This window comes from Bacteroides sp. ZJ-18, from assembly GCF_011038705.2.
In the GTDB taxonomy this organism is placed as follows: Bacteria; Bacteroidota; Bacteroidia; order Bacteroidales; family Bacteroidaceae; genus Bacteroides; species Bacteroides hominis.
Map to the genome: position 1 here is coordinate 2,226,944 of NZ_CP072198.1, position 24,971 is coordinate 2,251,914.

At 41.2% G+C, this 24,971-nt stretch carries 22 protein-coding genes; 10 read left to right on the plus strand and 12 right to left on the minus strand.

All coding sequences use genetic code 11. The features are described 5' to 3' along the window. Positions 1–263 precede the first annotated feature (263 nt). On the plus strand, positions 264–473 hold the full coding sequence (locus G7Y45_RS08785) for a hypothetical protein (protein ID WP_050418555.1): 210 nt from the start codon (positions 264–266) through the stop codon (positions 471–473). A gap of 76 nt (positions 474–549) precedes the next feature. On the opposite strand, the gene clpB is transcribed toward G7Y45_RS08785, so the two are convergent. After that, positions 550–3,138 carry an ATP-dependent chaperone ClpB gene (gene clpB / locus G7Y45_RS08790; RefSeq protein WP_005775930.1) on the minus strand — a complete coding sequence of 863 codons (2,589 nt, stop codon included), beginning with the start codon at positions 3,136–3,138 and terminating at the stop codon, positions 550–552. A gap of 223 nt (positions 3,139–3,361) precedes the next feature. On the opposite strand from clpB, the gene G7Y45_RS08795 reads away from it, so the two are divergent. The 3 genes from G7Y45_RS08795 (at position 3,362) to G7Y45_RS08805 (ending at position 5,935) form a co-directional block, all read left to right on the plus strand. Next, complete coding sequence (locus tag G7Y45_RS08795; RefSeq protein ID WP_005775931.1) at positions 3,362–3,943, plus strand: DUF6621 family protein; 582 nt, start codon at positions 3,362–3,364, stop codon at positions 3,941–3,943. Positions 3,944–3,967: 24 nt separating this feature from the next. Beyond that, the gene (locus tag G7Y45_RS08800; protein ID WP_005775932.1) at positions 3,968–4,864 is read left to right on the plus strand and encodes a LysR substrate-binding domain-containing protein; all 897 of its coding nucleotides are present in this window, start codon (positions 3,968–3,970) and stop codon (positions 4,862–4,864) included. Positions 4,865–4,942: 78 nt separating this feature from the next. Continuing rightward, positions 4,943–5,935 (plus strand): YeiH family protein, encoded by a 993-nt coding sequence (locus tag G7Y45_RS08805; protein WP_005809826.1) that lies wholly within the window; start codon positions 4,943–4,945, stop codon positions 5,933–5,935. An 83-nt stretch (positions 5,936–6,018) separates the two neighbouring features. Here G7Y45_RS08805 and G7Y45_RS08810 read toward each other — a convergent pair whose 3' ends face one another. From G7Y45_RS08810 to G7Y45_RS08820, 3 genes are read right to left on the minus strand one after another with little or no spacing between them, the layout of a single operon-like run. Then, entirely contained in the window at positions 6,019–6,702 is a 684-nt protein-coding gene (locus G7Y45_RS08810; protein WP_165016020.1) for a DUF4252 domain-containing protein, read from the minus strand. A gap of 6 nt (positions 6,703–6,708) precedes the next feature. Next, positions 6,709–7,236, minus strand: coding sequence for a hypothetical protein (locus G7Y45_RS08815; RefSeq protein ID WP_005775935.1), 528 nt, complete (start codon positions 7,234–7,236; stop codon positions 6,709–6,711). Then, a complete protein-coding gene (locus G7Y45_RS08820; RefSeq protein ID WP_005775936.1) occupies positions 7,217–7,732 on the minus strand; it encodes an RNA polymerase sigma factor in 516 nt (171 codons plus the stop codon). Before G7Y45_RS08820 ends, G7Y45_RS08815 begins: the two co-directional genes overlap by 20 nt. A gap of 141 nt (positions 7,733–7,873) precedes the next feature. Here G7Y45_RS08820 and G7Y45_RS08825 point away from each other — a divergent pair, with 141 nt between their 5' ends. After that, a complete protein-coding gene (locus G7Y45_RS08825; RefSeq protein WP_005809822.1) occupies positions 7,874–8,098 on the plus strand; it encodes a hypothetical protein in 225 nt (74 codons plus the stop codon). 63 nt (positions 8,099–8,161) lie between these two features. Here G7Y45_RS08825 and recA read toward each other — a convergent pair whose 3' ends face one another. The 4 genes from recA to G7Y45_RS08845 all read right to left on the minus strand — a co-directional run bounded on the left by recA (position 8,162) and on the right by G7Y45_RS08845 (position 12,286). Then, complete coding sequence (recA, locus tag G7Y45_RS08830; protein WP_005775938.1) at positions 8,162–9,205, minus strand: recombinase RecA; 1,044 nt, start codon at positions 9,203–9,205, stop codon at positions 8,162–8,164. A gap of 10 nt (positions 9,206–9,215) precedes the next feature. Continuing rightward, the gene (gene bcp, locus G7Y45_RS08835) at positions 9,216–9,662 is read right to left on the minus strand and encodes a thioredoxin-dependent thiol peroxidase (RefSeq protein WP_005775939.1); all 447 of its coding nucleotides are present in this window, start codon (positions 9,660–9,662) and stop codon (positions 9,216–9,218) included. A gap of 85 nt (positions 9,663–9,747) precedes the next feature. After that, positions 9,748–10,941: a saccharopine dehydrogenase family protein gene (locus tag G7Y45_RS08840; protein WP_165016023.1), complete on the minus strand. Its 1,194-nt coding sequence runs from the start codon at positions 10,939–10,941 to the stop codon at positions 9,748–9,750. A 94-nt stretch (positions 10,942–11,035) separates the two neighbouring features. After that, on the minus strand, positions 11,036–12,286 hold the full coding sequence (locus G7Y45_RS08845) for a hypothetical protein (protein WP_165016026.1): 1,251 nt from the start codon (positions 12,284–12,286) through the stop codon (positions 11,036–11,038). 124 nt (positions 12,287–12,410) lie between these two features. On the opposite strand from G7Y45_RS08845, the gene G7Y45_RS08850 reads away from it, so the two are divergent. Next, entirely contained in the window at positions 12,411–13,202 is a 792-nt protein-coding gene (locus G7Y45_RS08850; protein ID WP_165016029.1) for an META domain-containing protein, read from the plus strand. 95 nt (positions 13,203–13,297) lie between these two features. Here the strand turns inward: G7Y45_RS08850 and G7Y45_RS08855 are convergent, their stop codons facing one another. Then, a complete protein-coding gene (locus G7Y45_RS08855; RefSeq protein WP_122330747.1) occupies positions 13,298–14,299 on the minus strand; it encodes an iron ABC transporter permease in 1,002 nt (333 codons plus the stop codon). Next, on the minus strand, positions 14,296–15,435 hold the full coding sequence (locus G7Y45_RS08860; RefSeq protein WP_032540898.1) for an ABC transporter substrate-binding protein: 1,140 nt from the start codon (positions 15,433–15,435) through the stop codon (positions 14,296–14,298). Before G7Y45_RS08860 ends, G7Y45_RS08855 begins: the two co-directional genes overlap by 4 nt. A 533-nt stretch (positions 15,436–15,968) precedes the next feature. Here G7Y45_RS08860 and G7Y45_RS08865 point away from each other — a divergent pair. From G7Y45_RS08865 to G7Y45_RS08880, 4 genes are all read left to right on the plus strand, one after another. Further along, complete coding sequence (locus tag G7Y45_RS08865) at positions 15,969–18,131, plus strand: SLBB domain-containing protein (RefSeq protein ID WP_165016032.1); 2,163 nt, start codon at positions 15,969–15,971, stop codon at positions 18,129–18,131. A 7-nt stretch (positions 18,132–18,138) separates the two neighbouring features. Further along, complete coding sequence (locus tag G7Y45_RS08870; protein ID WP_165016035.1) at positions 18,139–18,663, plus strand: UpxY family transcription antiterminator; 525 nt, start codon at positions 18,139–18,141, stop codon at positions 18,661–18,663. Positions 18,664–18,949: 286 nt separating this feature from the next. Then, positions 18,950–20,869, plus strand: a complete 1,920-nt coding sequence (gene dnaK, locus G7Y45_RS08875; RefSeq protein WP_005775948.1) for a molecular chaperone DnaK — start codon at positions 18,950–18,952, stop codon at positions 20,867–20,869. 152 nt (positions 20,870–21,021) lie between these two features. Then, positions 21,022–22,593: a ClC family H(+)/Cl(-) exchange transporter gene (locus G7Y45_RS08880; protein WP_005775949.1), complete on the plus strand. Its 1,572-nt coding sequence runs from the start codon at positions 21,022–21,024 to the stop codon at positions 22,591–22,593. Here the strand turns inward: G7Y45_RS08880 and nfo are convergent. Both nfo and G7Y45_RS08890 read right to left on the minus strand, forming a co-directional pair. Next, complete coding sequence (gene nfo / locus G7Y45_RS08885) at positions 22,587–23,423, minus strand: deoxyribonuclease IV (RefSeq protein WP_005809774.1); 837 nt, start codon at positions 23,421–23,423, stop codon at positions 22,587–22,589. The two genes, G7Y45_RS08880 and nfo, sit on opposite strands and share 7 nt — an antisense overlap. A 128-nt stretch (positions 23,424–23,551) precedes the next feature. Continuing rightward, complete coding sequence (locus G7Y45_RS08890) at positions 23,552–24,919, minus strand: TrpB-like pyridoxal phosphate-dependent enzyme (protein ID WP_022011915.1); 1,368 nt, start codon at positions 24,917–24,919, stop codon at positions 23,552–23,554. Between the last annotated feature and the right edge of the window lie 52 nt (positions 24,920–24,971).

Below are 24,971 nucleotides of genomic sequence, written 5' to 3' on the forward strand. Positions count from 1 at the left end.
AGATATTATTCTGTACTTGAAATCTGGACAATTTCACTATTCAGGAATAATGCAACGAACGCTCATGCTCTGCTGTATATGCAAATATATAGTATCGAGCGTGGGTTGTTGTACATTATTTGAATAGTGGCAGTCCAGAGCCTCAGGTACGATAATTGCAACGTTCCCACGCTTTTTTATATACGAAAGATTCTTTCGAGGGAACCGGGAGTGATAGGAGAGAAGGAAAGAGCATGAAAGCAACAAGAGATAGCGGTATCTGTATGAAACTGGACGATTTTACCGGAGTTTTGTCTTTGGAACGTCTGGAAGTTAATACAATGGTATACCTGTATAGTGAGCAGGGTGAGTTAATAGGGAAGATTCACTCAACGGGAGATTGTGTTACTTTTATATTGCCGAGAAGAGGCATGTATGTGCTTGTTATTCATTGTGCATCCTATCCGGTGGAGGTCAGGAGGATCACTTATTGAACTTTCAAGAAAGAGAAAAGCCGGTATACCATAAGGCATACCGGCAGATCGCTATAGTTTATAGATTCTCAATTCTTTAGTTACGAAAAACCAATCCGTCACCTTGTGCATCTACAATAATTGCTTTACTACGGTCTACTTCTTGTGCTAATAATTTCTTTGATAAATCATTTAATAAATATCTCTGAATAGCTCTTTTTACAGGACGTGCACCGAACTCTGGATCATAACCTACTTGTGAAAGAAAATCTAAAGCGGCATCTGTCAGCTTCAACTCTACTCCATTACCCGCAAGCATCTTCTGCACACTTTTGATTTGCAGCAGGACAATTTGTTTTATTTCTTTTTCCGTTAGTGGTAGAAACATGATGGTTTCATCAATACGGTTTAAGAATTCGGGGCGTATGGTTTTCTTTAGCATATTCATTACCTCTTTCTTGGTTTCTTCTACAACTTCGTCTTTGTTGGCGCTGTTCAGTTTTTCCATTTGACTCTGTATGTAGCTACTACCCATATTAGAGGTCATGATGATGATTGTATTTTTGAAATTTACCACGCGACCTTTATTGTCTGTTAACCTTCCGTCATCAAGTACCTGTAACAATATATTGAATACATCCGGATGAGCCTTTTCGATCTCGTCAAACAGTACTACAGAATAGGGTTTACGCCGTATGGCTTCTGTCAACTGTCCTCCTTCATCGTATCCCACGTATCCCGGAGGTGCTCCAACTAAACGTGAAACACTATGTTTCTCCTGATATTCACTCATATCAATACGGGTCATCATTGTTTCATCATCAAAAAGAAACTCTGCAAGTGCTTTAGCCAGTTCGGTTTTACCTACTCCGGTAGTGCCCAGGAAGATGAAGGAACCAATCGGACGCTTGGGATCCTGCAATCCTGCGCGGCTGCGGCGTACGGCATCGGATACAGCTGCAATGGCTTCATCTTGCCCGATAACACGCTGATGTAATTCTTCTTCAAGATGAAGTAACTTGTCCTTTTCACTCTGCATCATTTTGCTTACGGGAATTCCGGTCCAGCGGGATACTACATCGGCGATATCTTCAGCATCTACCTCTTCCTTTATCATAGCTGTATCCCCTTGCATTTCATGTAACTTTTTCTGGGTATCCTCAATTTCCTTATTCAATTCTTGTAATTTTCCATATCGGATTTCTGCAACTTTCCCATAGTTTCCTTCACGTTCAGCCTTGTCGGCTTCAAATTTAAGATTTTCGATTTCAACTTTGTTCTGCTGGATTATATCCATCAGACTTTTTTCACTTTGCCATTTTGCTTTGTATGATTTCTCCTGTTCTTTCAGTTCGGCCAATTCTTTGCCGATTGTTTGTAATTTCGGTTCATCATTTTCGCGTTTAATGGCTTCCCGTTCGATCTCTAACTGTTTGATTTTACGTGATATTTCATCCAATCCTTCCGGGACGGAATCTACCTCCATACGGAGTTTGGCTGCCGCCTCATCCATAAGGTCAATTGCTTTATCCGGTAAAAAACGATCAGTTATATATCGACTGCTTAATTCTACGGCAGCTATGATTGCATCGTCTTTGATACGTACATGGTGATGATTTTCATATCGTTCTTTCAGACCACGCAGAATGGATATTGTACTCAGATTATCCGGCTCATCTACTTGTACTATCTGGAAACGGCGTTCCAAAGCTTTGTCTTTCTCAAAATACTTCTGGTATTCATCAAGGGTCGTAGCACCGATGGAACGTAACTCTCCACGGGCAAGTGCAGGTTTCAGGATATTAGCTGCATCCATGGCACCTTCTCCCTTCCCGGCTCCTACCAATGTATGGATCTCATCGATGAAGAGTATGATGTTGCCTTCAGATTTTTTCACTTCATTCACTACGGATTTAAGCCGCTCTTCAAACTCTCCTTTGTATTTGGCTCCTGCAACCAGTGCCCCCATATCCAGAGAGTATACTTGTTTATCTTTCAGGTTTTCAGGAACATCTCCCCGGAGGATACGGTGTGCCAGCCCTTCAACGATTGCTGTTTTACCGGTACCCGGTTCACCTATTAATATAGGGTTATTTTTGGTGCGTCGACTCAGAATCTGAAGTACACGCCGAATTTCTTCGTCACGTCCGATCACCGGATCGAGTTTGCCGCTACGAGCGGCTTCGTTCAGGTTTATGGCGTATTTTTCCAGTGATTGATAATTATCTTCACTGGACTGAGAAGTGACTTTTTCTCCTTTTCTCAATTCATTAATAGCTCCGCGTAGTTCTTTTTCGGTCATTCCTGCATCTTTCAGAATAGTAGATACAGTACTCTTTACCGTTAGTAATGCCAGTAACAAGTGTTCCAGTGAAACAAATTCATCACCCATTTCTTTGGAATACTGTGTTGCTTTCTGGAAGACTTCGTTTGCTTCCCGACTCAAATAAGGCTCTCCGCCCGAAACTTTTGGGAAAGAGTCAATTTGCTTGTCGAGTACAAGGGCGATTTGCTGGCCGTTCAATCCTAACTTCTGGAAGATAAAGTTAGTAACATTTTCGCCTACCTTCATCACTCCATACAGGATATGAGCTGTTTCAATGGCTTGTTGTCCCCGGCTTTGTGCCAGATTGATCGCTTCTTGTACAGCTTCCTGTGATTTAATGGTAAAATTGTTGAAATTCATATCGTTTATTCTCCTTTCTTTTTCTTATTTTCAATAACACTATTGAAGGCGCAAAAGATTTGCCATGGGTTAAAAACTGACTTTTTTTCAGCTTTTTAAGGAATGTAAAAGCCAAAATGTCATATATTTTCCTTTTTACAAGGAAATTGTGTCCGAATGCAAGGGCATTTTAGAAGTATGTTGTATCTTTATAGCCTGAATATAATTATAAAGGAATTACTATATGGACGAAAAAATAAAGTTCCCTTCGAATGTGATATTGATAGATGCAGCGTTCTTGAATTTAGTTATAACGGATCTGAAGAAATATTTTGAGCGAACATTGAAGCGTGAGTTACAAGAGATTGATCTTTCGGAATTGATAACTTATTTAGCGTTAGACTCAGGCATAACAGAAGGAGAAAATCAAGTTCAAATATTAGTGGTATACGATAAGAATTCCGTCCGGTTATCTAATTGTGTACCGTCTGATTTATCTACAGAGCTGAATGGTGTAGCGTTTAAGAGTCAGTTTGGAGAATTTTCTTTTGCCGGTGTGCCTTGTGAGGAAATGGTATCCCGTGAGGAATTATATCTTGATTTATTAAATATTGTTGCAGATTCTGCCGATGTGAGACAATTGATTTTAGTCTCTTTTAATGAAGAATATGGTGATAAAGTAATGAATCGGTTGAAAAAGATTAAAAATAAAAAAACGATTCAGTTTCGTATGAATGAACCGGAGGAAATGCTGGAAGGGCATCAATGGGAAATGCTTGCATATCCGTTGATGCAAGCGTTGGGAATCAGGGGAGAAGAATTGTAATATAGACAATAAACCTTTATATTTATGTCTGATTTTCGTCTAAAAGTATTTTTAAGTGTTGCTAAGAACCTTAGTTTCACGAAAGCGTCACAGGAGTTGTTTGTCAGTCAGCCTGCTATAACCAAGCATATTCAGGAATTGGAAACTTGCTATCAGGCCCGCTTGTTTGACAGGCAAGGGAATAAGATATCTTTGACAGAGGCAGGGAAGCTTTTGCAAGAACATAGTGAAAAGATATTGGAGGACTATAAACGGCTGGAATATGAAATGCATTTACTCCATAATGAATATATAGGTGATTTAAAGTTAGGTGCCAGTACTACAATTGCGCAATATGTGCTTCCTCCTTTATTGGCTAATTTTATAGCAAAATTTCCTCAGGTGAATCTTTCTTTGCTGAATGGGAATTCCAGAGAAATAGAAGCAGCTTTGCAGGAACACCGCATTGACTTAGGTTTAGTGGAGGGAATTTCTCGTTTGCCGAATCTTAAATATACTACGTTTTTGCAGGATGAATTGGTGGCTGTTGTCCACACAGGTAATAAGCTCTCATTACCGGATGAAATTACTCCGGAAGATTTATCCAGAATTCCTCTTGTGCTTCGTGAGAGAGGTTCGGGCACGTTGGATGTTTTTGAAAGAGCTTTGTCCGGACATAATATAAAGTTATCATCTTTGAATGTGCTTTTATATTTGGGTAGTACGGAGAGTATCAAATTATTTCTGGAACATACAGATTGTATGGGAATTGTTTCTATCCGTTCCATCAGTCGTGAATTACTTTCCGGTACTTTCCGGGTTATCGAAATCAAAGGCATGCCTATGTTGCGTGAATTCTGTTTTGCCCAACCCCAAGGGCAGGAGAGTGGATTGTCACAGGTTTTGATGCAGTTTGCCATGCATCATAATAAAAAGTTATAAAGCATAATTAGATGCAATTGGCATATACCGATAAGTAGCCGTATCTTTGCACCCGAAAAATAAAAAAGATAATAAGATATGGTATCAGCTATTACGAAAACGTTACAGACAAACAATAAAAAGGTCTATGTTTCTTTACTTTCTATTTTGACTTTATTTCTAATGTTGGATTATGTTCCAGGATTGCAGGCACTTTCTGCATGGGTAACTCCACCATTAGCTCTCTTCCTTGGGTTAGCTTTCGCATTGACATGTGGACAGGCGCATCCGAAATTTAATAAAAAGACATCCAAATATTTGTTGCAATACTCTGTTGTCGGATTAGGTTTTGGTATGAATTTGCATTCGGCACTTGCTTCAGGTAAAGAAGGAATGGAGTTTACTGTTATTTCAGTAATCGGTACACTGATCATTGGGTGGTTTATTGGTCGTAAGTTCTTGAAGGTAGATCGTAATACCTCTTATCTTATCAGTTCGGGTACGGCGATTTGTGGTGGTAGTGCCATTGCTGCTGTAGGTCCTGTAGTAAAGGCGAATGATAGTGAAATGTCTGTAGCGTTGGCTACAATATTCATATTAAACGCACTTGCACTTTTTATCTTTCCAGTAATCGGACATGCTTTAAATATGAGTCAACATGAGTTCGGAACTTGGGCTGCCATTGCTATTCATGATACAAGTTCTGTGGTAGGTGCTGGTGCTGCATACGGTGAGGAGGCACTAAAAGTTGCTACTACTATTAAATTGACCCGTGCCCTTTGGATTATTCCAATGGCATTTGCTACTTCGTTTATCTTTAAAAGTAAAGGACAGAAGATCAGCATTCCTTGGTTTATCTTCTTCTTTGTATTGGCTATGATTGTGAATACCTATTTGTTGGGTAGTGTGCCCGCATTGGGGGCAGCTATCAATGGATTGGCTCGTAAGACTTTAACTATCACTATGTTTTTCATCGGGGCTTCTCTTTCATTGGATGTTGTGAAGTCCGTAGGTATCAAACCTTTGATACAGGGAGTACTTTTGTGGGCAGTGATTAGTCTGAGCACTTTAGCATATATTTATTGGTGCTGATTAAATATAAACAGAACTGTATGTAAGAGGTACGATGTCTAAATACATCGTACCTCTTACATATAATAACTATCCTATATCATTTACTCTATACTTATGTTTTTTAGTTCTTTCCCAAGGTTTTTTAGTTCCTCATTCAAAGCGTTTAATTCTTCACTATAATTTGTATCTATAGTGTTCAAATTATAAGTTCCGCTTAATTCTATCATACCTTTTTGTTTGCTTATATCTTTCTTGCTGTCATAAATGACAGGTGTATTATTGGTATAGAGCCTATCTCCTGATATTATAAAGCACTGACTGGTATTTTGATACAACATTAGTTTTTTGATATCATCCGTCGTCATATCTCCTTCCATATATACAAATTTTAGGGAAGATGCTCCGTCCATTACCATAATTAGTTCTTTTATCTTACTTCCTTTACGATTTACATAGATTTCTGAACCGGAAGTTGTCCCTTTTTGTTTCATCAATAGTTCATATTTGGATGACTGCACCAAAGAACGAATATCTTTAGCCATCTCTTCACGTATCTTATTATCACGCGTAGAAAGGACCTGAACAGAATTCAAGTGTTCTGCCACCTTACCTATATAAAGGTCCTTCATAAATAAGTTCGGATTTAGTTCCATCATTGCTTTAGAGATGTAAACTGATGATACCCCTTTCATGTCGTTGTATTTGTTGAACAGATTCTTTTGTGCCTGACAAAAGAGAGGTGATAATAGCAGCACACAAACCAGAATAAATTTCATTGTTTTCATAACCGTTTATTTTTTTATTTCGTTTTTTACTTCTTGATGTATTCTTCTCATGTCAATTTGGCTTTCCTTCACTTCATTGAATCCATTGTTCAGGTTAACGGAAATCTCCAGTAATGTCGCCTGAAACATTCGGTAGGCTTCTTCCGGGTCAGAAAACGTGTCTTGCGGTGTAGGTGGACACACATTTTTACCCAGATTGTCGATACCATATCCAAGACCGACAAGTAATAGTATAGTGGCTGCTATACTTCCAATCCAGCGCCAATTGTTCTTGGAACTGTTGGGGCGGAAGAAGCGTTGTTCTTTCTCGGCCATTTCATCAATCAACAAGTTTAGTTTGTCCTCCAAATATGCAGGAATTTCCACATCATGATCTGCGTTTAAGTAAAGGTTAAGAAAGATTTCTTTGTCCTTCAGCAGATGTTCGGGCACTTCCGTTGTTCTGAAATAATCTCTCAGCGCCTCTTCCTGGCTCTCGGTAGTAGTCCCCTCATAAAACTTGGCGAGCAACCTTTCAATTTCTTCGACTTTCATAATTATTCCATTTATTAAATTCTTCACGTATCTTTTTCCTTGCTCGTGATAGCAGTACACGAACATTAATAGAATTCAATCCGGTAACTTGTTCTATCTCTTCGTAAGAACAGCCTTTGATATCGCGCATGTTTATGATCCGTTGCTGCTGTTCGGGTAAGTGGGCTATGATATCTGTTACCTGTCGTGCGCCTTCGCGTACTTCCAGGTTGTCCGACTGGGAAATATCCTGAACGGCAGACAGTTCTACGGTTTGTCGGGACAATATGTACTTTCCTGAGCGGAGCAAATCAAAACACATATTCTTTACCAAAGTGACACTAAATGCTTCCGGATTACTAATAACAGTCAGTCCTTCCCGCTTATCCCACAGCTTCAGGTAGGCTTCTTGCACTATATCCTCCGCATCGGCTGAATTCTCCAGTAGTCGGTAAGCTACACGGTACAGTTTGCGGTGATAAGGCAGAAACTCTTTTTTAAAACTCTCAGCATCCATGGATTCGTTTTTGTCAATGTTTATATTTGTAAGACGTAACGGGACGAATTATGTTACAAAGAAAGAGAAAAAAGAGCAAGTAATATGAAGATATTTGATGAAAAGGATGTACTTTTAATGACTTAATTAAAATGAAATACTATGAGTGAAAGTGAAATTACGAAATTGGATATTATTGTAGAGGTATTAGGTGAGAGGGAACCAGAGATACGGCGCTTGGTTACATTGGATGATCGGATAAGGACATTTGCAGAGTCTGGTGATGAAAATGGTCAGAGAATGCCAATTGAACTTATAGCGGAGTGGGCGATGTTGCTGGATAAGTACTATCCGTTGGCATTGGAAAAACGGAATTCTCTGAATTGATATATGATAAACGATTGGCTGTCATTCAATGAAATACAGCCAATCGTTATCTATTGATTAGAGTTATTTGTGTTCTCTCAATTTTTCGAAGATTAATCCTTCCAGTTCTTCAGCGAGTTCAGGATTATCGGCAATACACTGTTTAGCTGCATCGCGACCTTGTCCCAGCTTCGTGTCGTTATAGCTATACCATGAACCACTTTTCTTGATGATTCCCAAATCGGCTCCCAGATCAATAATCTCTCCAGAATGTGATATACCTTCGCCAAACATGATATCGAATTCTGCTTTACGGAAAGGAGGGGCTACTTTGTTCTTCACAACCTTGACCTTTGTTTGTTTACCAATCACTTCTTCACCGTCTTTTATTTGTTGTGAACCGCGGATATCCAAACGTACCGAAGCATAGAACTTCAATGCATTGCCACCGGTTGTTGTTTCGGGATTACCGAACATTACACCGATTTTCTCACGCAATTGGTTGATGAAAACACAAGTCGTACGGGTTTTACTCACTGCTGATGTTAACTTGCGTAATGCCTGAGACATTAATCGAGCCTGCAAACCTACTTTATTGTCGCCCATGTCTCCTTCTATTTCTGCTTTCGGAGTCAAGGCGGCTACGGAGTCTACTACGATGATGTCGATGGCTGAAGAGCGGATCAATTGCTCTGCAATTTCCAGTGCCTGTTCTCCGTTATCCGGTTGAGAGATAAATAGATTATCTACATCCACTCCCAGCTTGGCCGCATAAAAACGGTCAAAGGCATGTTCAGCATCAATGAAAGCGGCAATTCCACCGGCTTTTTGTGCTTCTGCAATGGCGTGGATCGCCAGTGTGGTTTTACCGGATGATTCCGGACCATAAATTTCAATTATTCTTCCGCGGGGATAACCGCCTACGCCTAATGCTGCATTCAGTGCAATCGAACCTGTAGGAATTACTTCTACTTGTTCTACCACTTCTTCACCCATTTTCATGATAGAACCTTTACCGAAGCTTTTCTCTATCTTGTCCATGGCAGCCTGTAAGGCTTTTAATTTTTCGCTTGATGCCATTTTATTATTATCTGTTTCAAAATTTAACTCGTCTTCTTTCTTTGCCATAATGATCGATTTATAAAATTTGTGAAGCGTGTTCTTTGGTCTTTACCTCTTTCGGACCGATGATTCGTTCAACGACTCCTTCTTCATTGATCAGGAAAGTAGTGCGTAAAGTACCCATATAGGCACGGCCATATAGCTTTTTCTCTCCCCATACTCCAAATTGCTCTACTAATTTTTTATCAGTATCGGCAATCAAGGTAAATGGCAGATTATTCTTTTCAATAAATTTTTGATGTGACTTTTCATTGTCTACACTAACACCGATCACTTCGTATCCGGCCTTACGCAATTCTGCGTAATTGTCACGCAGGCTGCAAGCCTGAGCCGTACAGCCGGAAGTGCTATCTTTGGGGTAGAAATAAAGGACGATTTTTCTTCCTTTATAGTTGCTGAGGCGTACCTCTTCTCCCTTTTCATTGATACCCAGCAATTCAGGGGCTTTATCTCCTATATTCATCTTTGATGATTTTCCCAATGTATAAATTATGTCAATCAGCTTACCACAAGGTGGCATATAGCCAATTGACATATTATTATGTTAATTACAATTCCAGGTTTCCGTCGAATTCTTCGTGCCAAGGCAGACCTTGTTTGTTCAATTGTTCCATGAACGGATCCGGATTAAACTCTTCCACATTATTCACACCCGGTCGCTTCCATTTGCCTTTGAAGAACATCATGGCACCAATCATGGCCGGGACACCTGTGGTATAGCTTACTCCCTGCATACCCGTTTCTTTGTATGCTGCTTCGTGACTACAGTTATTGTATACATAGTAGGTACGTTCTTTGCCATCTTTTAAGCCACGGATGCGGCAACCGATAGAGGTTTCCCCTTCGTAATTTTCACCCAGATCTTGAGGATTAGGTAGCACGGCCTTCAAGAATTGCAAAGGAACAATTTTTTGCCCGTTGTAATCGATTTCGTCGATGCGGGCCATACCGATGTTCTGAATCACACGTAGGTGAGTCAGATATTCCTGACCGAATGTCATCCAGAAACGTGCTCGTTTGATAGTTGGAAAGTGTTTTACAAGTGATTCTAACTCTTCGTGGTATAACAAGTATGAGTCACGAGGACCTATATTCGGATAAGTCAAGTCTTTATGAATTTCCAAGGGTCCGGTGGTTACCCACTGTCCGTTTTCATAATAACGTCCGTTTTGGGTGATTTCACGGATATTGATTTCCGGATTGAAGTTTGTAGCAAAAGCCTTGTGATGATTTCCGGCATTACAATCTACTATATCCAGGTATTGAATTTCATCGAAATAATGTTTGGCAGCATATGCCGTATAAATACCACTCACCCCTGGGTCGAATCCACAACCTAAGATAGCAGTCAGACCTGCCTCTTTGAAACGTTCGTGATAAGCCCATTGCCAGCTATATTCAAAGTGAGCTTCGTCTTTAGGCTCATAATTAGCGGTATCCAGGTAGTTTACACCTGCTTTCAGGCAGGCTTCCATGATAGTCAGATCTTGATAAGGCAAAGCAACGTTAATAACCATTTCCGGTTTGAAGTCGTTGAATAGTGCTACCAGTTCGTCTACATTATCAGCATCCACTTGGGCTGTTTTTATGCTGGGGTTGCCGATGGCTTTCACAATGTCGTCACATTTTGACTTCGTGCGGCTGGCGATCATGATATCAGTAAATACATCGGCATTTTGTGCCACTTTGTGTGCTACAACGGTACCTACACCGCCTGCACCGATAATAAGAACTCTACCCATTTCTTTAATTAAGAATTTTAAATTAAGAATTTAAGAATTGTTGATGGAACAAATATACGGCATTATTTCAGAATATTCGCCGATTTAAGTTTCTTTATTTGGCGCGAAGCAAGATACCATTTTCAAACTCCAGTATTTTTCCTCTGTATAACCATGTCTCAAAACGAGAGTCGGTCCGGGCTCTGATTTCGATAGGTTCGCCGATTGCCAACTTACACTCCTCGGTTGTCATACCCGGTTTTACTTCTCCTTTAGCAAGCATTAACCAGTTGGCTTCGCTAATGTTCGGATATTTTTTTCGTATGTTGGCAAATTCAAAAAGATTTTCGATGAAATCTTCATTTCTAAGGATAGGGTCATATCTCAAATCTACTTTTATTCGGTATGTTGTTCCCAAAACATCTGCCAGTAGGAGTGTAGCTGACGTTCCTGTTTTTTCAGGTTGCACATCTTTGATTTGTAACGGAGTATAACGCAGTAAATCTGCTTGTTTTGTTCGTATTGTTTTTAAGGGATAAACGGCTTGTCCGATATATTTAGATTGGATGGACTCTTTGGCTTTAATGTCCAGATTGGTAAAAGAAAATGCGTTGGGGAAGTAGCTCATCCTTTTTTCTGCTTGAAAATCTTCAGGTTCCATACAGGAATTTGTTCTGGACATGGCTACGTCAATATAATAGGTGTTCCCTTTACTGTCAGTAAAAACAATTCTCACAGGAAAAGCTTTGCTACCAATACTTATTGCCATAACTTTCACGGGTTCGCCTTTGGGAATGCTGACCTCTCTGTATCCGGAGTAACTGCTGACATCATCTACTTTTACTATGGTAGTCCGGGTATAAAGTGTTTTTCCAATCAATAATTCTTTGGCAGTATTTATATCTTGCAGGTAGACGAGCCCGTTGATACCGGCACGAGGATCTTTATCACACAGATCGTTTAGTTTGGTATCTTTCATTTCGTAATAGTATTTTTTACCTTCACATTCAAAAATGAAACGTGAAGTATATATTTTACCGATATATGTTTCATGCTCTGTTTCTTCTGATCCTACATATTCTACAGTTTTATTTTTGAGTAAGTCGTTAACTACTTCTTTCCCGTTTTCGTAACAATAAAATATGGGGATGAATTCGTCACCACTATCCGGAACAAACATAAATTTTATTCCAGGTGTCCACTTACATAATTGTTTCATCGGAAAATACGTTGTTATGAAATTCGTTTCTTCATCAACCGATGGAGCCAAGGGGAAAGCGAGGGGTACGGAATAATCTTTCTGTGCAATTGCCGCCGAAGCGACTGTCAAGAGGAGGAGTAATAAGGTTCTGATACGTCTTTTCATGATTGTATATTGTTTGTTGAACTATTCGTATGTCTGTTCTGTTTATCTTAATTCGACAAATGTATCAACTTTATATTATTTTTTATCTATATTTGCGCCAATATTTAACTTAAATAGTATAACAATGAAAAAAGTATTGTTTTCAATTTGCATGGCAGGTGCAGCATTCGCAATGTCATCTTGTGGTTCAACCAAAGAGACCGCTTCTTTATCATCTTTAAATGGTGAATGGAACATTATTGAAGTGAACGGTTCAGCTGTTGTTCCGGCAGAGAATCAGGAATTGCCGTTTATCGGTTTTGATACAGCAACTGGAAAAGTATATGGTAACAGCGGCTGTAATCGTATGATGGGTTCGATAGATCTAAATTCAAAACCCGGTACTATTGATATGAGTCGTTTGGGAAGTACTCGTATGGCTTGTCCTGATATGACAACGGAACAAAATGTACTGAATGCATTGGGACAGGTAAAGAGTTATAAAAAACTGGGTAAACAGAACATGGCTCTTTGTAATGCTTCCAGTCGCCCGGTGGTTGTCCTTCAGAAGAAAGTATCTACGGTGAAGTTGTCTGCACTGAACGGTGAATGGAAAATAGAGGAAGTGAATGGTGAGGCTATCCCTTCCGGTATGGAGAAGCAGCCTTTTATCAGTTTTGACATTAAAAAGAAATCTATTCATGGAAATGCCGGATGTAATCTGATTAATGGAGGATTTGAAACTGATAAAGAAAATCCTCGTTCTATTTCTTTCCCAAATGTTATTTCTACTATGATGGCTTGTCCGGATATGGAGGTAGAAAGTAAAGTGATGAAGGCTATCAATGAGGTGAAATCATTTGATGTATTGTCTGGTGGTGGAATTGGTTTGTATAACGCAGACGGAACATTAGTAATGGTATTAGTGAAAAAATAGTAGTGCCTTAGTTAAAAGATACAGAGAAGGGTGTCCCACGTGGGACACCCTTCTCTGTATCTTTTAACTAAGGTTTAGTATAATAATGGTTCTTCTTATTTTAGATATGAGTTGCGGAATATGATCCAAACGATTACTGGAGAGCCAAACAAAGCAGTTACTGCATTGATAGGTAATGTACCCTGCATTCCGGGCATTTGAGAAATTAAGTCGCAAATTAACAGCGTAATGGCACCACACAGTATGGAGCCCGGAAGAATAATACGGTGATTAGGGCTCCCAAACAATCCTCTGGCTACATGGGGCATGGTGATGCCTATGAAGGCTATAGGACCGGTAAAAGCTGTCGAAGTTCCGGCCAAAAGTGCAGTGGCCAGAATAATCCAAAGGCGTAATTTGATCACAGAGACTCCCAATCCGTTGGCATAGTTTTTTCCCAACAACAAAATATTGAGTTGCTTTTGCAAGAGCAATGCAGTCAGAATTCCACAGGCAATGACAGGGGCCATCACACTCATCTGTTCCCAGCCCACTGAAGAGAGGCTGCCAAAGGTCCAGGTAATAAAAAGCTTGAGAGTATCCGGATTGCTCATACTTTGCAGGATACTGACGATGGCACCGGCAAAGTTGCCGAACATCATGCCTATGATTAACAGAGAGACAGTCTGAGGTATTTTGATAGAAACGATTATTACCAATAATAAAACTCCTATAGCCCCAATGATAGCAGCTGTCACTTGCCCCCATCCTGCTATAAGCCATAAAGGAAGCGAAGAAGTGCCTAAAGTGAGTAAGGCTACTCCCAGGCTGGCGCCGGAAGTTACTCCCAATACGTCAGGACCGGCCAGTGGGTTATGAAACAGAGTTTGCATCAATACTCCGGCAACAGAAAGTGATGCTCCTGCTAAAATAGCTGTTAATGCTTTGGGAAGTCGGTGATTGATGATAATTTCACGATAGATAAGATTATCACTGCCTCCGGTAAGTGTATCCCATACGTCTCGTATGGAGAGGTTGACGCTTCCAATAGCAATATCTGCCATGAAAGCAATGACTAATAATATGATTAATAATAAAAACAGCCGGTAGTTTTTCATTCACTTCTTAATTTATCCATGTAAGTTAACTCGTAGTCAGGCAATAGTGTCGGATGAACGATCTTGATCATATCACTCAATAATAGATCCGGACGAGCTACTCCACTTTCCCAATAGTCGTTTCCACCAGTAGCATTTGCCCGCTTGTTTATATGGTATACATTGCCGTCTTTATATGATTTGAATAGTTTGTATTTCGAGTCCATTCGTCCCAACTCTTCCAAAGTATTGGCTTGTACGCCTACCCATATGTCAGCTTGGTTGAAATGTATCAGAGCTTCTTCAATACTGCTGGATATACTACCGGAAGCTGTTGTGTCGTTGGCATAATAGTAATTGGCACCTGCATCGCGGAAGAGTTGTGCACTATAGCTTCTTCCTCCCGGCATAGACCAGGTTCCCCTGTAATCTTGCCCGGAAAGTATAGAAGGCGCATATGAAAATTTCTCGGCACTCTTTTTTACTTCATTGTATTGTTTTGCTATTTGCCCGAAAATGCTGTCAGCCAATGCTTCTTTGTCAAAAAGGGCTCCGACAAATTTAATCCATTCTGCACGTCCCAGAATAGATTTTTCTTGCCATTCAATATTATATAGGATCGGCAATCCCGTTTGTTTCATACGTCGGCTGTTTTCGTCTTCGGTATTGTAGGCAGAAGTCATTACGGCCTGTGGGTGTAATAAAAGTAAGTTTTCTATGTCCAGATTGAAAGCATCGCCCAAATCTTTTATTTTACCCTCCTTGACACCTTGCAGAATGGTAGGATTGTAAATATAGGCCGAGTTGCACACCCCTGTCACTTTATGCAATTCCCCCAGAAGTTCAAGAAACCCCAAATGAGTAGCTGAGTTGGTCATAATACTTTTTAGTGGGATCACTATTTTGTGACCGTTGGCAGGGACAGGCTGATCTTCGGTTTTCACAAGATAATAGATATCATAGGTCTCTCCCGGTTTCCAGGGATTATATACTGTTACTGTAGTGTATTCAGGAGAATGTGTTATTCCGAATCCTTCTGCATATGAAAGAGGGGCCGAAACACCTTCTTCGACAGTGAGTGTTGCTTTCTGCTTTTCTTTGCAAGCAGTGAGCAGAAATGATATTAGTACAAAAAGAATAAAAGAAGATCGGTTCATCATACTTTAAATATTGATTAGTCGTGGTGCAAAAATACAGGATTATTCCGGATTATAGGTCTGCCTAATAAGGAAAATGCCGTAAATACGAGCAAAGGGAAAGCCGATGAAAATGTGTTTTTAAACGTACGTTTATTTGTTCACAAAGATAAAGCTAATATTTAAATACACAAAGTGTTTAATAAAAAGACTTCATTTTAACTTTCATTGTTATTGAAATAACCTCATTCTCAAATCAATGTCTGTTCTTTTTCTTTTCATTTTATCTCTATGATTTTATAAATCTTTCCCTTTAACGAATCACTTGTTTTTAATGTGTTTTTAAACGTACGTTTAAAAACACATTTTTTTAGATATAATACGTTGATAATAAGAGTGTTTTATTGAGAATATATTAAAAGCTAACTACTATGATTTTATTAGGATTGATTCTTGGAAGTGTAATATTAGGACTGCTTGCTTGTCTGATATGGATACTTTATGATTTTCGGAGATTTAAGAAGAAAAATAATCTTATAGAATAACTTAGGAAAATGGGCAAGAAAGTATTAGTCTTTTTACTGTTTCTTTTATTTATTGGATGGGTAAGGGCTCAACAGGAAGAGCTGCAAAAAGTAGTAGGACAGAGCGAACAAACTCAGGTTTTTGGACGCAATATATTTGCAAGTCGGAACTTGTCATTTGAACCTAATCTGAATATTCCTACTCCAGAAAACTACATGTTAGGACCGGGAGATGAAGTGATAATTGATATATGGGGAACTTCGGAAAATACGGTAAGAGAGACTATCTCTCCCGAAGGAAGTATTGTGGTGGAGAACATCGGTCCTATTTACCTGAGTGGTCTGAACATGCAGGAGGCCGAGCAGCATCTACGGCGTGAATTTAGTAAAATCTATGCAGCTATCTCCGGAGAATCGGTACATATCAAGGTGACATTAGGAAAGATACGTTCCATTATGGTCAATGTCATGGGGGAGGTTGAAGTTCCCGGTACCTATCGGTTATCTGCTTTTGCATCAGTGTTTCATGCTTTGTATCGGGCTGGAGGGGTCAATCGAATTGGCAGCTTGCGTACGATTCAAGTCGTGCGGAACGGTGAAAAGGTAGCTGATGTGGATGTATATAAATATATAATGGAGGGAAAACTGGCAGATGATATCCGTTTGTCGGAAGGAGATGTGATTCTGGTCTCTCCTTATGAGAATCTGGTCGGTATTTCAGGAAAAGTGAAACGACCGATGATTTATGAGATGAAACAGGGAGAGTCTCTGGCTACCTTAATCAACTATGCAGGCGGCTTTACAGGGGATGCTTATCGGAATACGGTTCGTTTATTGCGTCGTAGCGGAAGAGAGAAGCAAATATATAATGTAGATAAAGTGGATTATGAAAACTTTATTCTGACTGATGATGATGAAGTTTCCGTAGAGGCGGTATTAGATCGTTTCTCTAATAAAGTGGAAGTTCGTGGGGCAGTATATCGTGCCGGTATGTATCAACTGGACAGTTTGACAGGAACTATAAAACAACTGATTTGTCAGGCCGAAGGGCTTCGTGGGGATGCTTTTCTTAATAGAGCGTTGCTTAAGCGAGAGCGTGAGGACCTGTCACATGAAATGATTCCTGTTGATTTAAGGAAATTGATGGAAGGTATTATTCCGGATTTACCCCTTCAGAAAAATGATGTACTTTATATATCGAGTATCCGGGAACTGGAAAAGGAAGGAACATTGGCTATCTATGGCGATGTGGCAAATCCGGGATATTTTCCTTTTGCTAAAAATATGACTATCCAGGATCTGATTTTAAAAGCCGGTGGTCTGTTGGAATCAGCTTCAACGGTTCGTATCGATGTATCGCGGCGTATTAAAGATGCTAAAAGCACCTCTTCCTCTTCTGTAATAGGGAAAAGTTTTACGGTTGAATTGGAGAATGGCCTATTGATAGGAGCAAAGAGGGTGTTTGAATTGGAACCTTATGATATGGTTTTTATACGTAGAAGCCCGGGCTATCAGAAACAGGCGAATGTGACGGTTGATGGAGAAGTAATATTCACAGGCAACTATGCGCTGACTAAAAGGAATGAACGGTTGAGTGATCTGATAGCTAAGGCCGGAGGATTGTCGAAAGATGCCTATGTAAAAGGTGCACGCCTGATGCGTAGGATGACAGCTGATGAAATCCGGCAAAAACAAGATGCAGTCCGGTTTGCTGTTAAGGGAACCGGAAAAGATTCGGTATCTTTGGCTGCTCTGGAAGTCGATCATACTTATTCAGTAGGTATTGAACTTGAAAAAGCATTAGCAAAACCAAAGTCCGATGAAGATTTGGTGTTGCGTGAGGGAGATGTACTTTTTATTCCTAAATATGTCAGTACTGTGACCATTACCGGAGCTGTGATGTATCCCAATACGGTTCTTTATCAAAAAGGAAGTGGAATTGATTATTATATAGGTCAAGCCGGCGGCTTTGGCAACCGGGCCTTGAAGCGACGTGCCTATGTTGTATATATGAATGGCACTGTTTCCCGATTAAGACACAATACGGCAAATGCCATTGAGCCCGGGTGTGAAATAATCGTTCCCACTAAAGAAGAACGGAAAAAAGCTACTGTGTCCGGAGCAGTAGGCATGAGTAGTTCCATGGCTTCTATTGCTGCAATGGTTGCTTCTATGGTGAGTTTAACAAAATAAGAGATAGATGAATATAAATGAAAAGCCCGAAATGGCGGAGAAACAGTCATGTCATTGGTATCTTGCTTTTACAGCTTCGCGGGCAGAGCAACGTGTAAAACAAGAACTGGATCAACGAAAAGTACGGAATTATCTTCCATTGCGGAAAATTACTTATCAATGGCAGGGCCGTCCCAAGGAAACATTGTTACCACAGATAACTCGTTGCATTCTTATCTGGGCTTCAGAATCTGATGTTTTGCAGTTGTCCGGAATACAAGGATTAATTATTCCTCAAAATATATGGGAATATCGGATACCGGAATGGCAGGTGAACAGTTATCAATTATTGTTTTCTCATATAGATACTGCTGTGGAGTGGATACCTGATTGTCCGGAACCGGCTCCTATGGTTCGTGTCACCGGAGGTTCTTTAAATGGACTGGTGGGCGAACTCGATACTTCGGAAACAGAAATACGGATAATAATCCGTTTTCATACTATGGGATGTTTTCGCATAACCATACCTGGAGAGTGGATTGAAAGACTTTAGATATTACTTTCTCTTTTTTCATCTCAACGATAATTCCTCGTCCATTTCAGGGCGGGGAATTATTATTTTATTTCCCTGTAACTTTGACTTTTTTTCATCCTTTGGGTGACATGAAAATGTCAAAATCTGACTTTCTGTCAGAATTCTGTCACTTTCGATCTTACTCAACCTTTTGGCACAAGGTTTGTTTTTTTATAGTCGTCCGTTTGAGACAAACTCCTGAAGGGGGTGCGGGAATAACCGGACAAAAGAAACTGAAATAATAATAAATAAAAGAATAACGATCATGGGAAAAATTATTGGTATTGACTTAGGAACTACAAACTCTTGTGTTTCTGTATTTGAAGGAAACGAACCTGTAGTAATAGCAAATAGTGAGGGTAAACGTACAACTCCCTCCATTGTAGCATTTGTAGACGGTGGCGAACGTAAAGTGGGTGATCCTGCAAAACGTCAGGCTATCACGAATCCTACCCGTACAGTTTTCTCTATCAAACGTTTTATGGGTGAAAATTGGGATCAGGTGCAGAAAGAAATCGCACGTGTACCTTATAAAGTGGTGAAGGGTGATAATAATACTCCGCGTGTAGATATAGACGGACGCTTATATACTCCGCAGGAAATTTCAGCAATGATTCTGCAGAAGATGAAGAAGACAGCTGAGGATTATCTGGGACAAGAAGTAACAGAAGCAGTAATCACTGTTCCTGCATATTTTTCTGACTCACAGCGTCAGGCCACAAAAGAAGCCGGACAGATTGCCGGTCTGGAAGTGAAACGTATTGTAAACGAACCGACAGCAGCTGCGTTGGCTTATGGTCTCGACAAGGCTCACAAAGATATGAAGATTGCCGTATTCGACTTAGGTGGTGGTACATTCGATATCTCTATTCTGGAATTCGGCGGTGGCGTATTTGAAGTACTTTCTACAAACGGTGATACTCACTTGGGTGGTGATGACTTTGACCAGGTAATTATCGACTGGTTGGTTCAGGAATTTAAGAATGACGAAGGTGCTGACCTGACTCAGGATCCGATGGCTATGCAGCGTTTGAAAGAAGCAGCTGAAAAAGCTAAAATTGAGCTGTCTTCTTCTACAAGTACTGAAATCAACTTGCCGTATATCATGCCGGTAGGTGGTGTACCTAAGCACTTGGTTAAGACTCTGACTCGTGCTAAATTTGAATCTTTGGCTCACAATCTGATTCAGGCTTGTCTTGAACCTTGTAAGAAAGCAATGCAAGATGCTGGTTTGAGTAACTCAGATATTGATGAAGTAATTCTTGTAGGTGGTTCTTCACGTATTCCGGCTGTACAGAAGTTGGTTGAAGATTTCTTCGGTAAAACTCCTTCAAAGGGTGTTAATCCGGATGAGGTAGTAGCTGTAGGTGCCGCTGTTCAAGGTGCTGTACTGACTGACGAAATCAAAGGTGTGGTATTGTTGGATGTAACTCCGTTGTCAATGGGTATCGAAACTCTGGGTGGTGTGATGACTAAATTGATTGACGCTAATACTACGATTCCTGCACGTAAGAGCGAAACATTCTCTACTGCTGCCGACAATCAGACCGAGGTTACCATCCATGTTTTGCAAGGTGAGCGTCCTATGGCTGCACAGAATAAATCAATCGGTCAGTTCAACCTGACTGGCATTGCTCCGGCACGCCGTGGTGTTCCTCAGATCGAGGTTACATTTGATATTGACGCCAACGGTATCTTGAAAGTATCTGCTAAAGATAAAGCTACCGGTAAGGAACAGGCTATCCGTATCGAGGCTTCCAGCGGTTTGAGCAAAGAAGAGATCGAAAAGATGAAAGCAGAAGCTGAGGCTAATGCAGAAGCAGATAAGAAAGAGCGTGAGAAGATCGACAAGTTGAATCAGGCTGACAGTTTAATCTTCCAGACTGAAACTCAGTTGAAGGAACTGGGTGATAAGTTGCCGGCAGATAAGAAAGCTCCGATCGAAACAGCTCTTCAGAAACTGAAAGATGCTCACAAGGCTCAGGATATGGCAACTATCGATAGCGCTATGGCCGAACTGAATACTGCATTCCAGGCTGCAAGTGCTGAAATGTACGCTCAGAGCGGTGCGCAAGGTGGTGCACAGGCTGGTCCGGATATGAACGCAGGTCAGGCTAATGCTGGACAAAATAACGGCAAACAAGACGATAACGTTCAGGATGCTGACTTTGAGGAAGTGAAGTAAGTAAGTTCTAAACAATAGGTCTACATATAGAAGGCCGCTGCAAGACGAGTGCTTGTGGCGGCCTTTATTTGTTTGAACTAATTTTAACTATTCCGGTGAAACCAAGCAATCTCCGGATTGTTGTACTCTGCAACGGTATAACGGACGGAGATATGTTTGGAAAATCAGGTGATTTAGAGGATATGAGGAAATGGCGGGTATGGAAGCTGAAATTGATAGATGCCCGTCTTTATTTTGTCAGTATATTCGTGGGATTGTTGACAGGGCTTGTTGCTGTACCCTATCACTATCTGTTACAATTCTTTTTTAATACCCGTAGAAACTTTTTTGATTCACAGCCACATTGGTATTGGCATATTCCTATCTTTTTGTCTTTATGGGGTATCCTCTTATTTGTGATGTGGCTGGTGAAAAAGATGCCGTTGATCACCGGTGGGGGGATTCCTCAAACCCGTGGAGTGATTAACGGACGTATCTCCTACAAGCATCCTTTTATAGAGTTAGTATCTAAGTTTGTGGGAGGAGTGTTGGCGTTGAGTGCCGGTTTGTCTTTGGGACGTGAGGGGCCCTCCGTGCAGATCGGCTCTTATATCGGTTGTCTGGTGTCTAAATGGGGAAGGGTGCTTGCCGGTGAACGAAAACAACTGCTTGCCGCCGGTGCAGGTGCCGGATTGGCTGCTGCTTTTGCCGCTCCCTTGGCTTCTTCGTTATTGGTCATTGAGTCTATCGAACGTTTTGATGCACCTAAGACCGCCATAACCACTTTGCTCGCCGGAGTGGTGGCAGGTGGTGTGGCGAGTATGATCTTTCCCATTAACCCTTATTTCCAGATTGACGCTATTTCTCCCGGACTGGTTTTTTCTTCACAAGTCAAATTGTTCTTATTGCTGGCTGCGGTAATTTCCGTATCCGGTAAGATTTATTCGGTTATTACAGTTTGGTTTAAGCGACTTTATCCGGCCATCAAGCATCCGGCTTATGTGAAGATGCTCTATTTGTTGTTTATTGCTTATTTAATATCACTCACGGAAGTGAATCTGACCGGTGGAGGTGAACAATTTTTATTGGAGCAGGCGATGCATGCTGACACCCATATTATGTGGATTGTAGGTATGATGATTTTGCATTTTGTTTTTAGTGTGCTTTCGTTTTCTTCCGGATTGCCGGGAGGAAGTTTTATTCCCACTCTGGTTACCGGGGGACTGATCGGGCAGATCGTTGCTTTGATTCTGGTACGTCAGGGCATTATCGGATACGAAAATATCAGCTATGTCATGCTGATATGTATGTCTGCTTTTTTGGTTGCGGTGATCCGGACTCCTTTGACAGCAATCGTTTTGATTACCGAGATCACCGGACATCTGGAGGTTTTCTACCCCTCCATTGTTGTGGGAGGGCTGACCTACTATTTTACGGAGATGTTGCAGATCCAGCCGTTTAATGTGACACTTTATGATGACATGATCAGTTCTCCTGACTTTCAGGAGGAGAAGCGCTATACTCTTTCTGTCGAAGTGATGAGTGGTTCGTATTTTGATGGAAAGACGGTAAGCGAATTACTATTGCCGGAACGTTGTGAGATTATCAATATACACCGTGATCGGAAAGATATACCCCCGGCAAAGCAAAAACTTGTTCCGGGGGACCAGGTGCAGATCGAGATGGATGCACAAGATATTGAAAAATTATACGAACCTTTGGTAAGTATGGCCAATATCTATTGAGCTTGTTCTCTCAGCCAGGCTATTTCTTCGGGCCACAGTGTTTCGTCAATGGTCTCCAGAATTAATGGCATATTGTCGAAACGGGGATCTTTCATTAGTTTCTCAAAGAAAGCGAAACCAATTAATCCCTTACCGATGCTGTCGTGGCGATCTACTCGACTACCTAATTCTTTTTTGGAATCATTGAGGTGCATCCCCCGCAGATATTCAAATCCGACTACTTCACCGAATTCTCCGAAGACATTATCATAATCATTCAGAAAGTCATAACCGGCTGTAAAAGTGTGGCAGGTGTCCAGACAAACCCCTACACGGCTTTTATCCTCCACGCGGTCGATGATGTACTTCAGCTGCCAGAATTCATTTCCCAGGTTGCTTCCTTGTCCGGCAGTATTTTCAATAACGGCAGTTACTCCTTGGGTCTTTTCCAAAGTCAGATTGATGCTTTCTGAGATCCGATCCAGACATTCTTCCACCGGTATCTTGTTGAGGTGGCTGCCGGGATGGAAGTTCAGCAGTTTCAGTCCCAATTGTTCGCAACGTTGCATTTCGTCAAGGAAGGCAGCCCGGCTTTTGGACAGTCCCTCTTCTTCGGGATGTCCCAGGTTTATCAGGTAACTATCGTGCGGGAGAATGTATTCGGGGGCGAAGCCGAATTTCTCACAATTTTCTTTGAAGAGACGGATACTATCTTCGGTTAGTGGCTTACTGACCCACTGGCGTTGATTTTTAGTAAAGAGGGCAAATGCATTGGCCCCGATTTCGTGTGCATTGACAGGAGCGAACTCAACGCCTCCTGATGCACTGACATGTGCTCCGATATATTTCATATTCTTTTCTTTGATTCATATGCAAAGATAACATTTCCGTAACAATATATGTTTTGCCCCATAACAATATATGTAATGAGTGATTACATATATTGTTATGGGGCAAAAGCTCTGATGGGATCCGACAGTTAAGCCAGATTGCCTATTTCATCCAGATTCTTTTGGATATCATCATCTGTAAGCGAATAGTTTACCAAGTCACCGGACAGGTATTTGTCATACGAAGCCATATCGATCAGTCCGTGACCGGACAGGTTGAACAGAATCACTTTCTCTTCTCCGCTTTCTTTGCATTTGTTTGCCTCACGGATGGCGGCTGCGATGGCGTGGCAAGATTCCGGAGCAGGAATAATACCTTCAACCTGTGCGAACAGGCATCCGGCTTCGAAAGATTCCAGTTGGCTGATATCGACAGCTTCCATCAGTTTGTCTTTGAGGAGTTGCGAAACGATCACTCCTGCACCGTGGTAGCGAAGTCCGCCGGCGTGGATGTTGGCCGGAGCAAAGTTGTGTCCCAATGTAAACATTGGCAACAGTGGGGTATATCCTGCTTCGTCGCCGAAGTCGTATTGAAACTTACCGCGGGTCAGCTTCGGGCAAGATGCCGGTTCGGCAGCAATGAAGCGTGTTTTTTTACCTTCAAGGATGTTATGGCGCATGAATGGGAACGCGATGCCACCGAAGTTGGAACCACCACCAAAGCATGCGATCACCATATCGGGATATTCACCTGCCATTGCCATTTGTTTTTCAGCTTCCAGGCCGATCACGGTCTGGTGCAGGGTGACATGGCTCAGAACGGAACCTAATGTATATTTACAGTTTGGAGTAGTTTGAGCCAGTTCGATGGCTTCAGAGATGGCGGTACCCAATGAGCCCTGATGATTCGGGTGTGCAGTCAGAATATCTTTTCCTGCACGGGTCGACATCGAAGGCGAAGGAGTCACTTGGGCACCATAGGTCTGCATGATGCTACGGCGGTAAGGTTTCTGCTCATAACTGATTTTCACTTGATAAACGGCTGCTTCCAAACCGAAAAGTTTGGCGGCGTAAGCCAGGGAAGCTCCCCATTGTCCGGCACCGGTTTCAGTTGTTACATTCTGTACACCTTCTTTTTTACAATAATAAGCTTGTGGAATGGCCGAGTTCAATTTGTGCGAACCCATCGGGCTGACACTTTCATTCTTGAAATAAATATGTGCCGGTGTGCCTAATGCTTTTTCCAGCCCATAGGCACGGACCAATGGAGTACTGCGGTAATATTTGTACATTTCACGAACCTCTTCCGGTATTTCTATCCATTGGTCGGTTTGGTTCAGTTCCTGGCGGCAAAGCTCTTCCGCGAAGATCGGATACAGATCTTCTGCCTTTAATGGCTGTTTGGTTCCCGGATGCAACGGGGGCATCGGCTTGTTCACCATGTCGGCTTGTATGTTGTACCAGTAATGCGGAATTTCTTCTTCAGGCAGTATGTACCTTTTTTTCTTGTCGCTCATAATATTGTAGTTATTTGATTATTCTGATGCCAAAAGTAAGTATAATTTTTAA

Excerpts from the sequence above, each read along its gene's own strand:
- G7Y45_RS08795 (WP_005775931.1), top strand. The coding sequence starts at position 3,362 with ATGGACGAAAAAATAAAGTTCCCTTCGAATGTGATATTGATAGATGCA.
- bcp (WP_005775939.1), bottom strand. The coding sequence starts at position 9,662 with ATGAATATAGGAGATAAAGCCCCTGAATTGCTGGGTATCAATGAAAAG.
- G7Y45_RS08815 (WP_005775935.1), bottom strand. The coding sequence starts at position 7,236 with ATGAAAGTCGAAGAAATTGAAAGGTTGCTCGCCAAGTTTTATGAGGGG.
- G7Y45_RS08880 (WP_005775949.1), top strand. The coding sequence starts at position 21,022 with ATGTTTGGAAAATCAGGTGATTTAGAGGATATGAGGAAATGGCGGGTA.
- dnaK (WP_005775948.1), top strand. The coding sequence starts at position 18,950 with ATGGGAAAAATTATTGGTATTGACTTAGGAACTACAAACTCTTGTGTT.
- G7Y45_RS08810 (WP_165016020.1), bottom strand. The coding sequence starts at position 6,702 with ATGAAAACAATGAAATTTATTCTGGTTTGTGTGCTGCTATTATCACCT.
- G7Y45_RS08890 (WP_022011915.1), bottom strand. The coding sequence starts at position 24,919 with ATGAGCGACAAGAAAAAAAGGTACATACTGCCTGAAGAAGAAATTCCG.
- G7Y45_RS08855 (WP_122330747.1), bottom strand. The coding sequence starts at position 14,299 with ATGAAAAACTACCGGCTGTTTTTATTATTAATCATATTATTAGTCATT.
- G7Y45_RS08785 (WP_050418555.1), top strand. The coding sequence starts at position 264 with ATGAAACTGGACGATTTTACCGGAGTTTTGTCTTTGGAACGTCTGGAA.
- G7Y45_RS08845 (WP_165016026.1), bottom strand. The coding sequence starts at position 12,286 with ATGAAAAGACGTATCAGAACCTTATTACTCCTCCTCTTGACAGTCGCT.
- G7Y45_RS08860 (WP_032540898.1), bottom strand. The coding sequence starts at position 15,435 with ATGAACCGATCTTCTTTTATTCTTTTTGTACTAATATCATTTCTGCTC.
- G7Y45_RS08840 (WP_165016023.1), bottom strand. The coding sequence starts at position 10,941 with ATGGGTAGAGTTCTTATTATCGGTGCAGGCGGTGTAGGTACCGTTGTA.
- G7Y45_RS08865 (WP_165016032.1), top strand. The coding sequence starts at position 15,969 with ATGGGCAAGAAAGTATTAGTCTTTTTACTGTTTCTTTTATTTATTGGA.
- G7Y45_RS08820 (WP_005775936.1), bottom strand. The coding sequence starts at position 7,732 with ATGGATGCTGAGAGTTTTAAAAAAGAGTTTCTGCCTTATCACCGCAAA.
- recA (WP_005775938.1), bottom strand. The coding sequence starts at position 9,205 with ATGGCAAAGAAAGAAGACGAGTTAAATTTTGAAACAGATAATAATAAA.
- G7Y45_RS08805 (WP_005809826.1), top strand. The coding sequence starts at position 4,943 with ATGGTATCAGCTATTACGAAAACGTTACAGACAAACAATAAAAAGGTC.
- clpB (WP_005775930.1), bottom strand. The coding sequence starts at position 3,138 with ATGAATTTCAACAATTTTACCATTAAATCACAGGAAGCTGTACAAGAA.
- G7Y45_RS08850 (WP_165016029.1), top strand. The coding sequence starts at position 12,411 with ATGAAAAAAGTATTGTTTTCAATTTGCATGGCAGGTGCAGCATTCGCA.
- G7Y45_RS08870 (WP_165016035.1), top strand. The coding sequence starts at position 18,139 with ATGAATATAAATGAAAAGCCCGAAATGGCGGAGAAACAGTCATGTCAT.
- G7Y45_RS08800 (WP_005775932.1), top strand. The coding sequence starts at position 3,968 with ATGTCTGATTTTCGTCTAAAAGTATTTTTAAGTGTTGCTAAGAACCTT.
- nfo (WP_005809774.1), bottom strand. The coding sequence starts at position 23,423 with ATGAAATATATCGGAGCACATGTCAGTGCATCAGGAGGCGTTGAGTTC.
- G7Y45_RS08825 (WP_005809822.1), top strand. The coding sequence starts at position 7,874 with ATGAGTGAAAGTGAAATTACGAAATTGGATATTATTGTAGAGGTATTA.